This is a genomic window from Frankia sp. BMG5.60 (assembly GCF_059428125.1).
The window spans coordinates 3,336,910-3,351,835 of sequence record NZ_CM182091.1 but is presented as its reverse complement, the minus strand read 5'-3'; the positions used below and the strand labels follow the sequence as shown (position 1 = coordinate 3,351,835).

Genomic DNA, 14,926 nt, shown 5'->3' with positions numbered 1-14,926 from the left:
CCCCTCCCCGCACCCCACCTCCTAGCACCCCACCTCTTCGCACCCCCCGCACGCGCCGGAGCCCCGGCAGGTACATGCCTGCCAGGGCTCCGGTTCATCGGTTCATCGGTCCGCGTGGAACGCCCCCCTGCCTGGGGGGCGTCCCGGCGGGTCGCCTCAGTGGGTGGGTTCCCCCGCGCGGGGGCTGTCCTCCTCCCGTCCCGCCTGTCCGGGGACCTGGCGGACGTGACCGCCGGTGTCGACCGGATGGCCGGCGGAGGTCAGCGCGTCCGCGGGCAGCGGGGCGTGCTGCAGCTCCTCGATGTCCTCGGCGGACTCGACGGAGATCCGCGGCAGGACCCGGTCGAGCCAGGCCGGCACCCACCAGTTCGCCTTGCCGAAGATGTGCATGAGCGAGGGCACGAGGACGGTCCGGATGATGAACGCGTCGATCACGATCGCGCTCGCGAGCCCGAGACCCATCAGCTTGATCACGCGTTCGTCGCCGAGGATGAACGAGGCGAACACCAGGGTCATGATGGCGCCGGCGGCGGAGATGACCCGGCCGGTCTCGGCCTGCCCGAGCGAGACGGCGAGCCGGTTGTCCCGGCGCGCGGTCCACTCCTCGTGCATTCGGCTGACCAGGAACACCTCGTAGTCCATGGACAGGCCGAACAGGATCGCGAACAGGATGACCGGGATGAACGCCTCGACCGGGCCGCCGGTGATGCTGAACACCGACGAACCCCAGCCCCACTGGAACACCGCGACGACGACGCCGAAGGCGGCGCCGACCGCGAGCAGGTTCATCACGGAGGCGGTCAAGGGCACCAGCAGGCTGCGGAAGACCGCCACCAGCAGCAGGAAGGCGAGGACGACCACGATGCCGATGAACAGCGGCAGCTTGCTGGACAGCGTGCTGGAGAAGTCCTCGAAGATCGCCGTGATGCCGCCGACGTAGATCCCGGTGTCGGACGGGTTGGCCTGCGGGACGACGTCGTCGCGCAGCTTCTTCAGCAGCTTCGAGGTGTCCTCGGCCTGCGGGCTCGTCGTCGGGTACAGGGTGGCGATCGCCGCCTGGCCGTTCGGGCTCGGCCGCGGCTCCGACACCGACGCGACGCCCGGGGTGGCGCGGGCCGCCTTCACCACGGCGTTCAGGTTGGCCGTGTCCTGCGGCGACTTGATCTCCGCGACGATCGTGAACGGACCGTTGAAGCCGGGGCCGAAGCCGTCGGCGAGCAGGTCGTACCCGCGCTTGGTGGTCTTGGTCGTGTCGCCGTTGCCGAGGTCGGAGGAGCCGAGCCGCAGCGAGAAGAACGGGATCGCGATGACGAGGATCACCACGCCGCTGATGACGGCGAACCGCCGGGGCCGGCGCTCGATGCCCTTGGCCCAGCGCCACCAGAAGCCCCCGGCGTTCTCGGGCTCCGGGCCGGAGTCGACGAGCTTGCGCCGATCGCGCTTGTTGAGCACCCGCATGCCGTAGAAGCCCAGCAGGGCGGGCAGCAGCGTGACGGCCGCCGCCATGGTCATCGCGACGGCCACCGCTGCCGAGATCGCCACGCCGTACAGGAAGCTCACCCCGAGGGCGAACATGCCGAGCAGCGCGATGCAGACCGTGATGCCGGCGAACAGCACGGCGCGACCCGAGGTGTTCACCGCGGTGACCGCGGCCTCCTCGGGGGACTTGCCGGCCCGCAGGCCGATGCGGTGCCGGTTGACGATGAACAACGCGTAGTCGATCCCGACGCCGAGGCCGATCAGGGTCGCGAGGATCGGGCTGAACTCGGCGATGGTGAGCACGTGGGAGAGCAGGATGATCAGCAGGCTGCCGACGCCGAGCGCGACGATGGCGGTGATCAGTGGCAGCGTCACGGCCAGCAGGGAGCCGAAGGCGATGAACAGGATGATCGCCGCGGCGACGATGCCGATCAGCTCGCTGTAGCTCTGCTGCTGCTGCTCGGTGATCGACACGACCTGACCGGTGGCCTCGACCTGCAGGGTGCCGTTGTCGTAGCCGCGGGCGGTGTCGACGAGCTGCTGGATGTCGTCCTTGGGCAGGTCGATGCCCTGCTCGTCGAAGTCGATCGTGGCGAAGGCCGTGTGCCCGTCCTTGCTGATCTGCGAGGCCCCGCGCGGGCCGTAGGGGCTGCCGACGTCCGAGACGTGCGGGACCTTGGCCAGCTTGTCGAGCATCTCCGTCGCCGGCGCCCGCAGGGCCGGGTCGGTGATGGCGGCGCCGTTCTTGCTGTGCAGCACGATGGTGGCGCTGTCTCCCGAAGCCGCCGGGAAGTCGCGCTGCAGCAGGTCGATCGCCTTCTGCGAGTCGGTGCCGGGCAGGGAGAAGGCGTCCTTGTAGTCGCTTCCGGCCGCCTGGCTGACCCCTCCGAGGACGGCAATCGCGACGATCCACAGGAGCAGTACGAGCCGGCGGTGCCTGAAGCACCATCGGGCGAGCGAAGCCACGGTTTCCCCTCGAGCGTTGATGATCGGCGGTGTCGTCACCTGCGACGTCTTGATCGGCAGCGGTTGTTGCTTGCTACCTGGGAACTTACCGGTCGTTTAGTAGGTAAGCTTGAGGGTAACATTCGTCGCGGACTCGATCGGAGGGGTGCAGGGCTGCCATGGTCGAGTCGACGTCACCCGGGTCAGCGAGCGATACCAGGTCGCGGATCCTTGCCGCCGCGGTGAGCCTCTTCGGAGAGCAAGGGTATGCCGGCACGTCTGTGAGGGACATCTCCGAGCGACTCGGCGTGACAAAGGCAGCACTCTATTATCACTTTTCGTCGAAGGAGACGATCCTCGACGCGCTGTTGGAGCCCTTCGTCTCCGAGCTGGGCCGGCTGGTCGAACTGGTCCGACAGTCGCCGCCGCCGAGCGCCCGGGTCCTGCTGGAGCGGATGGTCGACATCATGGCCGGCCCTGGCGGCGTCCTGCTCGCCTTCGTGAACGATCCCTCGGTGATCCATCGCAAGATCGGCAAGAGCGACATGCTCTCCCTGCAGCAGGCCCTGGTCGGGGCGCTCGCCGGTCCGGCGCCGTCGGATCTGCGGCTGCTGCGGGCGCACTGCGCGGTCGGCGCGCTGCGCGCGGGGATTCTCGGGATGGCGATCGAGCGCGCCCAGGCCCAGGCCCGGGCTGAGGACGCCGACGGCGCCGGGGCCGGGGCGGTTTCCGGTGACGCGCTGGTCGCCTTCAGCGGGTCCAACCTGAGCGGTGCGTCCGGCCGCGGCGAGCCGCTGTGCTCGGCGGCGCTGCGCAGCGTGGCGGCCCGGCTGCCGCAGAGCATGCGCCCACTGGTCTCGGCCATCGAGCGGCGCGAGATCGTGGCCGCCGCGCTCGCCGCTCTCGGCGCCGAGGAACCGGCGCCCTGGGCACCGGGGGCCGCCTGCCGCCCCGGTGCGGGCGAGGGTGTCCGGTCCCCCGGGACCACCGGATCGTGCGTGGAATCCGCGACATCCGGGGCGCTGTCCGCGCCGTCGATTTCTTCCTCATCCACGCTTCCCGGTGTGCGCGGAGTCGGGGTCACCCGGATCGGTGGGGCGAATCCGTCGGGCATCCACCCGGGGTAGTCCATCCGCTGGATGGATGGGTGGATTGAACCGGCATTCGTGCGGGTGATCGACTGGTCCGGTTGAGTGTCCGATTGGGGTAGTCGGCACCCCCGGCAGCCACCGAACGTGCCTCCGTCGTCGTACTGGCAACCACTGTCGGACCTCCCGTGATGCATCTTCGGGGCCCATGTGTCGGATGTCACCGTGACGGGTGATATCCCCGCCCGGCAGTCCGTCCATTAGGTTCGGAGAAATGCCGCTTTCGATCACGTTTGTCGAAGGCGGTAGGGTGGTCGTCGTGTGGAGGATGGATCAGTGCTCGGACGATGCCCCACCAGCCTGTCCGGCGTACGTCACGGACCGGCCCGACCCGGCGCGGGAACGATCCACGGATGACCCTGAGCGCCGACGGGGCTGCTCCGGTGGCGACCCGATCGGACTGACGGCAGGGTACTGACGGCGGAGGTGACGGGCCTGCGTCCGCCGGTTGTGATGTCGTGGTGACGGCCCTGCCGCGAGTCGTCGCCGGGTAATTCCGCCGTAGGCAATGCGGTGGGAAATCACTCCAATACCCGGGCCGGCCGTGGGAAGCGGTTCGCACGTCCCAGGAGAAGATCCCGAATCCATCGTACGACCGTCAAATCGGACCGCACCCGCGGTCGCGATAGCGGGGCGGCCCCGATAGTGGGGGCCGTGACGATAGAGGGAGTGTGATAGGGAGTCCGGAGCCGCGCATGTGATCCGCTCGCCCCGATGTCGCCCATCTGACCATGGACGATCCGACGGCGGGACGGTGAAATGGTGGGAGTCGTGGACCCGGTGGTGCTCGCGCGCCCAGGGTCCGGAGTCCGACGCTTGAGAAGCAGTAGCTGTCCGGATCGGCACGGCCATCGAGTGTGGTCGAAGCGGTGGTCCGACGGGAGAGCTCGTGCCATCGGACCATGCCGATCATGCTCGGTCGGGCCACCTCGCGACGCGGGGCGAGATGAGTGGGGAAAGTAGCAGGTGACGTGCAACCAGTGCCCGCGGGGGAGAACTGCGTGAAAGGAACGACCGGAAGTGGTGTGTCATGAGCACACGGTCCCGGCCTGCTTTCCGTGAGGGAGGGTTGACCGTCCTCACCAACCGGACCGCGCGAACGGGTACAGCCCCCGCCACCTGGCCACCTCGAACGGCCGTCGTGACCGGCGCATCCAGCGGCATCGGCCGGGAGGCCGCCCTGCTGCTGGCCGCCGGGGGCTGCCGCTCGCTGCTGGTCGGCCGTAACGGCGCGGCGCTGGACGAGGTCGCCGCAGCCACGGAGGGTCACCGCATCTCCGTCGACCTGTCGGCCGCCGGCTCGGAGGTGGCGGTCGCCTCCCGGGCCAGTGAGCTGCTCGGCGATGTCGACCTGCTGGTGTGCTCGGCGGGGCTCGGCGCCGCCGGCCCGTTCGACGTGATGTCGCCGGAGGCGATCGCGGAACTTGTCGCGGTCAACGTCCTGTCGCCGATGGCGCTGGTCAGGGCCATGCTGCCGGCCATGCTCGATCGTGGGCAGGGGCGCATCCTGATCGTCGGCAGCATCGCCGGAGCACTTGGTGTGCGCGGCGAGGTGGCCTACTCCGCGACGAAGGCGGCGATGGTCGGCTTCGCTGACGCGCTGCGGGCCGAAGTCGCCGGACGAGGCATCACGGTGACGTTGTGTTTACCTGGCGTCGTCGACACCCCGTTCTTCCACCGCCGTGGGGCGCCGTACGTTCGGCGATGGCCGCGGCCGATCCCGGCCGCGCTGGTCGCCGAGCGCATGCTGGCGGCGGCGGGACGGGGCAGCGCGGAGGTCTGGGTGCCAGGTTGGCTGCTCGGCGCGGTGCGGGTCCACGGCGCGGTGCCGTCGCTGTACCGCAGGTTGGCGGGTGTCTTCGGATGATCCGGTACCGGGAGCGTGCTGCCGGCTGGCCTGTGTCGCCAATTGGGGGTGAGTGACACCGACCACAGCTCCGGCGGCCTTCGGGCCGCCGGCGGCAGACGCGCCGGGTGGGGCCGGGGGCGCATGGCGCCGTCGGTCCCGCGCCGCCGGAACCCGGGTGGCAACACGGCACGCCTGCCAGGACCGGTCGCATGAGCCGGTCCGTCCGGACCTGAGGAGCAGGTCCGCGTGAGGCGCGCCCATGACCTCCGGTGCGATCGGCGCCCTGGTCCCGTCGACGGACCGGGTCGTCGCCAGCGCAGGACCCGTCGAACCTCGGCGCTGCCCCAAGGTCCTGGCGCCGACCAAGGTCCCGGCGCCGACCAAGGTCCCGGCGCCGGCCGCGGCCTCCGCGGGGACCCCCATCCCGGCACACCGCGCCCGGAGTGCAGACCGTCATCGAAGGAGAGGCGTATGACCGCCATCGACGCCCCAACCGGCCCACCACGCACGCCTGCGCTGTCGGGCGCGACGGGCCTGTCCACTCCCGCCGAACACCTCCTGCGCGCCGCGCCGGCGGAGAACTTTCCGGTCTCGCCGATCGTGCTGCCCGCGGCCGTGCGCGCCCATTTCAACGCTCTGTACGCCTTCAGCCGGTTCGTCGACAACATCGGCGACGAGGCCGAGGGCGATCGGCTGATCCTGCTCGACCGCCTCGCCGACGATCTGTCGGTGATCTGGGCCGGCGGTGAGCCGGAGCTCTCCGTCCTGCGCCTGCTCGCGGGCACGGTGCGCACCTGCGACCTGCCCGCCGAGCCCTTCGAGCGGCTCGTCGAGGCCAACCGCCAGGACCAGCGGGTCACCCGCTACGAGACGTTCGACGACCTGGTCCGCTACTGCACCCTGTCGGCCGATCCGATCGGCCGGATGGTGCTCGGCGTGTTCGGGCTCGCCACCCCCGACCGGGTCGTGCTCTCCGACCGGGTGTGCACCGCGCTGCAGCTCGCCGAGCACTGGCAGGACGTCGCCGAGGATCTGGCCGCCGGGCGCATCTATCTGCCGCAGGAGGACCTCGACACCTTCGGGGTCACCGAGGACGACCTGCGGGCGAAGGTGGCGAGCCCGGCGGTGCGCCACCTGATGGCCTTCGAGGTCAGCCGCGCCCGCACCGTGATCGACCAGGGCGCGCCGCTGGTCTCGATGGTGCCGGGCCGGCTGAAGCTGGCGCTGGCCGGCTTCGTCGGCGGGGGCCGCGCGGCGCTCGACGCGATCCGCCGCGCCGGCTACGACGTGCTCGGCGGCCCGCCCAAGGCACCCAAGCCGCGGATGGCACGCTTCGCCCTGGTGGCGCTCGCGCAGTCGGCGGCCCCGGGAGCGCCGGCGGCGGCCCGCACCGCCGCGGCGGTGGCGACCGCGACCAGCGCGACCGGCGTCGCGGCTCGCCGCGGCTCGGAGGAGGGCCGATGAGCAGCCCGGTGCCGAACCCGGTGAGCCGGCCGACCGTCGCCGAGGCCTACGCCGCGTGCGAGGCGCTGACCAAGGAGGCGGCGCGGAACTTCTCCTACGGCATCCGCCTGCTGCCCCCCGAGAAACGGGGCGCGCTCAGCGCCGTCTACGCGCTGGCCCGCCACCTGGACGACATCGGCGACGGGGACCTGCCGCCCGAGGAGAAGCTCGCCGGGCTGGCCCAGGTCCGGGCCGAGGTCAACAACCTGGGCTCGGGCAGCTCCGACCCGATGTACGTCGCCCTCGACGACGCCGCCCGGCGCTTCCCGATCCCGCTGGAGGCGTTCATCGAACTCGCCGACGGCGTCGAGAGTGACGTGCACGGCACCACGTATGACACGTTCGACGACATGGTCGGCTACTGCCGGCTCGTCGCCGGCACGATCGGCCGGCTCTCGCTGGGCATCTTCGGCACCGAGCAGGCGGCCTCCGACCGCTCCGCCCCGGCCATCGCCGATGCCCTCGGCGTGGCCCTGCAGCAGACGAACATCCTGCGCGACGTCCGCGAGGACCTGCTCGGCGGTCGCATCTACCTGCCGGCGCAGGAGCTCAAGGCCGCCGGGATCGAGCTCGCCGTGGACGCCAGCGGTCGTCTCGGCGGGCCGCCGACGGCGCTGCTGGGCTACCTGCGGTCCTCGGCGCAGCGGGCCGAGGAGTGGTACGACCGCGGCATGGTGCTGCTCGACCTGCTCGACCGGCGCAGCGCGGCCTGTTGCGGCGCGATGGCCGGCATCTACCTGCGGCTCAACCGGCGGATCAAGAACGAGCCGGCCGCCGTGCTGGACCGCCGGCTGGCGCTGCCGGGGTGGCAGAAGGCGGTCGTCGCCGCCCGCAGCCTCGCCGGGCGACCGGAGACGAGCGCCGCATGACCTCCGGGGCGGACGGGACGAGCGGGGCGGCCGGGGTGGCCGGCGTGACCGTGGCGGCGGGTCTGGACAAGTCCCGACCACACCTGGTCGTCGTCGGCGGCGGCCTCGCCGGGATGGCCGCGGCGCTGCTCGCCGTGGACAGCGGGGCGCGGGTGACGCTGCTGGAGGCCCGGCCGCGCCTGGGCGGCCAGACGACGTCGTTCCGGCGGGGAGACCTGTGGATCGACACCGGTCAGCACGTGTTCATGCGCTGCTGCACGGCCTATCGCGGGCTGCTTGCGCGCCTCGGGGTGGAGCACCTGACCACCCTGCAACCCCGCCTGGACGTCCCGGTCCTCCTCGGTGACTCGCTCACCCGGACCCGGCTGCGGCGCACCAGCGTGCGCCTGCCCGCGCCGCTGCACCTGGCCCCGGCTCTGCTGGGCTACCGGGCGCTGCCGCTCGCCGAGCGGCTGCGCGCCGGACTCGCGGCCTTCCAGCTCGGCCGCCTCGACCAGCGCTCCGCGGCGGTGGACGAGCGGTCGTTCGGCGCGTGGCTGACCAGCCACGGCCAGGGCCCGGCGGCGACGAAGGCGCTGTGGGAGCTGCTGACCGTGGCGACGCTGAACGCACCGGCCGCCGAGGCCTCGCTGGGCCTGGCGGCGAAGGTCGTGCGCACGGGCCTGCTGGACGGCGCCGACGCCGGCGACCTCGGCTGGGCGGAGGTCCCGCTGGCCCGGCTGCACGGCGACGCGGCGATGGCCGCCCTGGCCGCAGCCGGCGCCGACGTGCACCTGGGGGCCAAGGTCCGTTCCATCACCGCCGCGGGCGGTGGCTGGGAGCTCGCGGTCACCGCGGGCGGCACCAACCGCGGCGAGGCGGTGCCCGGCACCGACGCCGCGGGCAGGCTGCGCGCCGACGCCGTGGTCCTCGCGGTGCCGCCACCGGCGGCGGCGGACCTGCTGCCGGCCGGCGCCGGCCCGCAGCCCGCGCGGCTGCGGGAGCTGGGTGACTCGCCGATCATCAACGTGCACATGATCTATCCACGGCAGGTGATCGAGGGGCCGTTCCTGGCCGTCGTCGACTCGCCGATCCAGTGGATCTTCGATCGGACGATCTCCTCCGGCCTGGCCGCCTCGGGTCCGCCGGGTGCCCAGTACCTGGCGCTGTCCCAGTCGGCCGCCGAGCCGTGGATCGACCGGTCGGCGAACGAGCTGCGCACGCTGTTCGTCGACGAGATGGCTCGGCTGTTCCCGGCCGCCCGCGCGGCCGCGCCGATCGAGGTCTTCGTGACCCGGGAGCGGACGGCCACCTTCCGGCAGGCGCCCGGTTCGCTCGCGTTGCGCCCGGGTACGTCGACCGGACTGCCCGGCTTTGCCCTGGCTGGCACGTGGACCGACACCGGGTGGCCGGCGACCATGGAATCTGCTGTGCGTAGCGGACTCGCTGCAACCCGTGAGAGCCTGGCCGGTATGGGGGTCGTCGTCAACGGGTTGGCCGGGTCCGACGGGGGAGACCGGGGGGTCGCCGGGCGATCACCGGCACCGGCTCGGGCCCTCCCACGGCAGGGCGCCGACGGGGCGCCCGCCACGAGCACCACACCTTCATCAGACCCATCGCTTGTGCTGGATACAGCGGTTGCACCGAATGCATCGGATTCGTCGGATTCTCCGGATCCACGGGGGGAGAACACGGTGACCGCCGCAACGAAGGCGGTCACCGGGCCGGTGCCCACCGGCCAGCCAGGGCACTCATCCACAGGGGGATTCCCGGTATGACCATGACGGTTCCGGATGCGATCGAGCGGGGGCGGACCCTCACCGTGCCGGCGCTGCGCGCCGTGGTGGACCGCCTGCACCCGCGCCTTCGCCACGTCGTCGCCTACCACCGCGGTTGGGTGGACGCCAACGGCGAACCGCTGCCGGGTGGCGGCGGCAAGCTCGTCCGCCCGGCGCTGGCGCTGCTGTCCGCCGAGGCCGCCGGCGCGCCGGCGGAGGTCGGCCTGCCGGCCGCTGTCGCAGTCGAGCTCGTGCACGACTTCTCGTTGCTGCACGACGACCTGATGGACGGCGACACCGAGCGCCGCCACCGGCCCACGGCCTGGACGGTTTTCGGCGCCGACGGCGCGATCCTGGCGGGCGACGCCCTGCTGGGGCTCGCCACCCAGGTCCTGCTGGAGGTCGAGGGGGACGCCGCGCGGCGCGCGGCGCTGATCCTCGGCGCCGGCGTCCAGGATCTGGTCCGCGGCCAGGCCGAGGACCTGATGTTCGAAAGCCGTTCCGACGTCACCGTGGCCGACACGCTGCGGATGGAGGACGGCAAGACCGGCGCGCTGCTGGCCTGTTCGGCGTCGCTCGGCGCCGTGCTCGCCGGCGCCGCCGACGAGATGGTCGACGCGCTCGCCGAGTACGGCTCCCGCCTCGGCACGGCCTTCCAGCTCATCGACGACCTGCTCGGCATCTGGGGCGACCCGGCGGTCACCGGCAAGCCGGTGCTGTCGGACCTGCGTTCCCGCAAGAAGTCCGTGCCGGTGGTGGTCGCGCTGGAGGCCGGCGGCGGCGCCGCCGAGGAGCTGCGTGCCTTCCTCGTCGGCACCGGGGAGTCGAGTGAGGCGGAACTCGCGCACATCGCCGAACTGGTCGAACAGGCGGGCGGGCGGGACTGGACCACCGCCGAGGCCGACCGGCAGCTCAAGGCGTGCGAGAACGTGCTGCGCTCGCTGTCGATGCCGGCCGCGGTCGAGGCGGAGCTGCTCGCCCTCGCCCGCTTCGTGACCGAGCGCGATCGCTGAGGAGGCCGCAGGTGAGCACAGGCGCCCATGCCGCCTGGTCCACCCGCCGCCCCGTACCAGGCCGGGGTGATGCCGGGAGGCCGGGCGGCGCCCCGCCACGGCTCGACCGGCGGGCGGCCCCACCGGGCCGCCGCGACGCCGGACAGACCGGCGATCGCCCGCTTGACCATCGCACGTACGACGAGGGGAGTCGTCGATGAGCCTGACCTCGGACCCGTCCCCGGCTGCTCCGACTGCCGAGAAGAGCCCGAAGCGGCCCACCATCCCGGTGCCCGCCACGGCCGACGCCTACGGGATCTCGCGATCCTCACCGCCGCTGTCCGCCGGTACCGGCAGGCCGCAGGCGGCCGGCCCGACCAACGCGGGCGTCGCCGCGGCGCGCGCGCGGGACCATCTCCTGGCGCTGCAGTCGGATGAGGGCTGGTGGAAGGGCGACCTCGAGACGAACGTCACGATGGACGCCGAGGACCTGTTCATGAAGCAGTTCCTCGGCATCCGCAGTGACGACGAGACCGAGCAGACCGCCCGCTGGATCCGTTCCCAGCAGCTCGCGGACGGCGGCTGGCCCACTTTCTACGGCGGCCCGGCCGATCTGTCCACCACCATCGAGGCGTATATCGCGCTGCGCCTCGCGGGCGACGCGGTCGACGCCCCGCACATGGCGCGGGCGGCGGAGCTTGTGCGCGCGCAGGGCGGGGTGGCCGCCTCCCGGGTGTTCACCCGGATCTGGCTGGCGGCGCTCGGCCAGTGGTCCTGGGACGACGTCCCGGTCATCCCGCCGGAGCTGATCTTCCTGCCGTCGTGGATCCCGCTGAACGTCTACGACTTCGCCTGCTGGGCGCGCCAGACGATCGTCGCGCTGACGATCGTCGGTTCCCTGCGGCCGTCGCACGACCTCGGCTTCACCATCGACGAGCTCAAGGTGCCGGCGGCGGGGCGCAAGCCGGCCCCGCTGCGAAGCTGGGAGGGCGCCTTCGAGCGACTCGACAAGCTGCTGCACCGCTACGAGAAGCGGCCGATCAAGCTCCTGCGCACCCTGGCGCTGCGACGGGCCACCGAATGGGTCGTCGCCCGGCAGGAGGCCGACGGGTGCTGGGGCGGCATCCAGCCGCCCTGGGTCTACTCCGTCATGGCGCTGCACCTGATGGGGTACCCGCTGAACCACCCGGTGATCGCCACGGCGTTCCGCGGGATGGAGCGGTATGTGATCCGCCGGGACACCCCGGAGGGTCCGATCCGTCAGATCGAGGCCTGCCAGTCGCCGGTCTGGGACACCGCGCTCGCGGTCGTCGCGCTGGCCGACGCCGGCGTCCCCGGCGACCATCCGGCGATGGTGAAGGCCGGCCGGTGGCTGGTCGACGAGGAGGTCCGGGTCGCCGGGGACTGGGCGGTGCGCCGCCCCGAGCTCGCCCCCGGCGGCTGGGCGTTCGAGTTCGACAACGACTTCTACCCGGACGTCGACGACACCGCCGAGGTGGTGTTGGCGCTGCGGCGGCTGCTCGGCGCGGGGCACGTCGCCCCGCCGGCATCCCGGCAGGGCCGCGCCGAGGCCCCCGCGGTGAACACCGTCGAGGACGCGGACCCGCGGCTGGCCGCGGCGATGCGCGCGGCGGCGGCCCGCGGGGTCGACTGGAGCGTCGGGATGCGCTCGTCGAACGGCGCCTGGGGCGCCTTCGACGCGGACAACGTCCGGACGCTCACCACGAAGATCCCGTTCTGCGACTTCGGCGAGGTGGTCGACCCGCCGTCGGCGGACGTCACCGCCCACATCGTGGAGATGCTGGCCGACCTCGGCCGCTCCGACCACCCGATCACCCAGCGGGCGGTGCAGTGGCTGCTGGACAACCAGGAGCCGGGCGGGTCCTGGTTCGGCCGGTGGGGTGTCAACCACCTCTACGGCACCGGGGCGGTCGTGCCGGCGCTGATCGGCGCCGGGGTGCCCACCGACCACCCGGCGATCACCGCCGCGGTGCGGTGGCTGCTCGAGCACCAGTCGCCCGAGGGCGGCTGGGGCGAGGACCTGCGCTCCTACACCGACCCCGCCTGGATCGGCCGGGGCGAGCTCACCGCGTCGCAGACGGCGTGGGCGCTGCTCGCGCTGCTGGCGGTGGACCCGCACAGCCTGGCCGTGAAGCGCGGGGTGCGCTGGTTGTGCGAGACCCAGCGGCCGGACGGCACCTGGGATGAGCCTTACTTCACCGGCACCGGTTTCCCCGGTGACTTCTCCCTGAACTATCACCTGTACCGGCTGGTCTTCCCGCTGACCGCGCTCGGCCGGTACGTGGGCCTGACCGGGGTGGCCACACCATGAGCACCTCCACCTCCCCTGGCGGCGACGGGATCGCTCCCGACGCTGTCGTGACCCCCGCCGACCGCACGGCCCCGGCGGCCGCGGCGGGGGGACCCGCCGTGATCCCCAACCAGGACCCGGCGTCGCCGTCAGTCCCCTCGTCCGCCGCGGCGCGCCGGCCGGGCGCGCCGCCGGCGGCGGCCGCGGGCGCCGCCCCGGCCGCGTCGCCGCTCGCCGCCGCGGCCGGCCGCGGCGGCTCGGCGAGCGTCGCGACCGCGCCGGCGCCGGCGCCGGCAGGTGCAGGCCCGGCCGCGGTGGACTCGTCCGTCGCGGTGGACTCGTCCGTCGCGGTGGACTCGTCCGTCGCGGTGGACTCGTCCGTCGCGACGGGCTCGACCGCCGGGAAGCCGGCCGGCGGCGTGCAGGCGCCGCCGCGGCCCGCCGAGCCGGCCGCGCCCGTGGCCCGGCCCCGCCGCCGCGCGCGGCTCGTGGTCGCGACGGCGCTGCGTTTCGAGGCGATGGCGGCCGGCCGCTCCGGCCTGCCCTCGGACACCGTCATGGTGCGCACCGGGATGGGCCCCGACAAGGCGGGCCGAGCCGCCCGGGTGGTCCGCCAGGCGCGCCCCGACGCCGCCGCCATCGTGGGCCTGTCCGGCGGCCTCGCCCCCGGGATCAGGCCCGGGGACATCGTCGTCGCCAGCGAGGTCCGCGCCGCCGACGGTTCCGTCGCCGCGCGCTGCGCGTCCGCCCCGCTGCTGGCCGGTGACCTGCGCCGGCTCGGCCTGACCGTGCACGTCGGCCCGATCGTGACCGTGGCCAAGGTCGCCACCGGCGACGCCCGCACCCAGCTCGCCGCCACCGGCGCCATCGCGGTCGACATGGAGAGCGCCCCGATCGCGGCGGGGGTCGGGGACGTCCCGTTCGCCGCGGTGCGGGTCATCGTCGACACCGCCGACGAGCCGCTCGGCCGCCTTGACCTGGTCCGCCGCGGCGTGCTGGGCCTGCGCACGATGCGCCGGCTCGGCCTGCCGATCGGCGCCTGGGCGGCGGCGGTGGGCCGGCGTACCGTGCTGCTCGCCGAGCCGCGCGCGTTCTGCGCCGGGGTCGAGCGCGCCATCGAGGTCGTCGAGCGCGCCCTGGAGCTCCACGGCGCGCCGGTCTACGTCCGTAAGCAGATCGTGCACAACTCCCACGTGGTGGCCGACCTCGCCGCCCGCGGGGCGATCTTCGTCGAGGAACTTGACGAGGTGCCCGCCGGCGCGACCGTGGTCTTCTCCGCGCACGGGGTGGCCCCGGCGGTGTGGAACCAGGCCGACGGGCGCCAGCTCTCCGTCATCGACGCGACCTGCCCGCTGGTCGAGAAGGTGCACGCCGAGGCCCGCCGGTTCACCTCCCGAGGCGACACCGTGCTGCTCATCGGCCACTCCGGTCACGAGGAGGTCGACGGCACGCTGGGCGAGGCGCCCGGGCGCATCCGGCTGGTGCAGTCGCCCGAGGAAGTCGACTCCCTCGACGTCCCCGACCCCGAGCGGGTCACCTACCTCATGCAGACCACGCTGGCGATGGACGAGGCCGAGGAGGTCGTCGACGCGCTGAAGGATCGCTTCCCGGCGATCGTCGGCCCCGGGTCCGCCGACATCTGCTACGCCACGTCCAACCGGCAGAACGCGGTGCGCAAGGTCGCCCAGGAGGCTCAGCTCGTCCTCGTCGTCGGGTCGGCCAACAGCGCGAACTCGGTGCGGCTGGTGGAGGTCAGCCGGCGCGACGGGGTGGCCTCCCACCTCGTCGAGAACGTCGGCGACGTGGAGCTGTCCTGGCTGGACGGGGTGGAGACGATCGGCATCTCCGCCGGCGCCTCGGCCCCGCCGTCGCTGGTGGAGGAACTCACCGCCGCGCTGTCCGGTCTCGGCGCGACGGATGTGACGACCCGATCCGTCGGCACCGAGACGGTCGCCTTCCACCTGCCCAAGGAGCTGCGCCGCGCGGGCGCCACCGCGGCGGGCGCCACCTCCCCGGCCCACGTGCCCGGCCCGTCGTAATCCGACTTGCGGTCCCGACCGCCGGTTGCCCGAC

9 protein-coding genes are annotated in these 14,926 nt (G+C 73.1%); 8 read left to right on the top strand and 1 reads right to left on the bottom strand.

Annotated elements, in window-relative coordinates; genetic code table 11:
- Positions 1–156 precede the first annotated feature (156 nt).
- Positions 157–2,445, bottom strand: coding sequence for an MMPL family transporter (locus AC5R91_RS13340; protein ID WP_495397468.1), 2,289 nt, complete (start codon positions 2,443–2,445; stop codon positions 157–159).
- 158 nt (positions 2,446–2,603) lie between these two features.
- Between AC5R91_RS13340 and AC5R91_RS13335 the strand changes: the two genes are divergently transcribed.
- From AC5R91_RS13335 to ispH, 8 genes are all read left to right on the top strand, one after another.
- The gene (locus AC5R91_RS13335; RefSeq protein WP_495397467.1) at positions 2,604–3,551 is read left to right on the top strand and encodes a TetR/AcrR family transcriptional regulator; all 948 of its coding nucleotides are present in this window, start codon (positions 2,604–2,606) and stop codon (positions 3,549–3,551) included.
- A gap of 1,051 nt (positions 3,552–4,602) precedes the next feature.
- Positions 4,603–5,439: an SDR family NAD(P)-dependent oxidoreductase gene (locus tag AC5R91_RS13330; protein ID WP_495397466.1), complete on the top strand. Its 837-nt coding sequence runs from the start codon at positions 4,603–4,605 to the stop codon at positions 5,437–5,439.
- A gap of 453 nt (positions 5,440–5,892) precedes the next feature.
- Positions 5,893–6,885: a squalene synthase HpnC gene (gene hpnC / locus AC5R91_RS13325; RefSeq protein WP_495397465.1), complete on the top strand. Its 993-nt coding sequence runs from the start codon at positions 5,893–5,895 to the stop codon at positions 6,883–6,885.
- Positions 6,882–7,793 (top strand): presqualene diphosphate synthase HpnD, encoded by a 912-nt coding sequence (hpnD, locus tag AC5R91_RS13320; protein ID WP_495397464.1) that lies wholly within the window; start codon positions 6,882–6,884, stop codon positions 7,791–7,793. The genes hpnC and hpnD overlap by 4 nt, the downstream gene beginning before the upstream one ends.
- Entirely contained in the window at positions 7,790–9,550 is a 1,761-nt protein-coding gene (hpnE, locus tag AC5R91_RS13315; RefSeq protein WP_495397463.1) for a hydroxysqualene dehydroxylase HpnE, read from the top strand. Before hpnD ends, hpnE begins: the two co-directional genes overlap by 4 nt.
- The gene (locus tag AC5R91_RS13310) at positions 9,547–10,563 is read left to right on the top strand and encodes a polyprenyl synthetase family protein (RefSeq protein ID WP_495397462.1); all 1,017 of its coding nucleotides are present in this window, start codon (positions 9,547–9,549) and stop codon (positions 10,561–10,563) included. The genes hpnE and AC5R91_RS13310 overlap by 4 nt, the downstream gene beginning before the upstream one ends.
- Before the next feature lie 196 nt (positions 10,564–10,759).
- Positions 10,760–12,874 carry a terpene cyclase/mutase family protein gene (locus tag AC5R91_RS13305; RefSeq protein WP_495397461.1) on the top strand — a complete coding sequence of 705 codons (2,115 nt, stop codon included), beginning with the start codon at positions 10,760–10,762 and terminating at the stop codon, positions 12,872–12,874.
- Positions 12,871–14,892, top strand: a complete 2,022-nt coding sequence (gene ispH / locus AC5R91_RS13300; RefSeq protein WP_495397460.1) for a 4-hydroxy-3-methylbut-2-enyl diphosphate reductase — start codon at positions 12,871–12,873, stop codon at positions 14,890–14,892. The genes AC5R91_RS13305 and ispH overlap by 4 nt, the downstream gene beginning before the upstream one ends.
- The last annotated feature ends 34 nt before the right edge of the window (positions 14,893–14,926 follow it).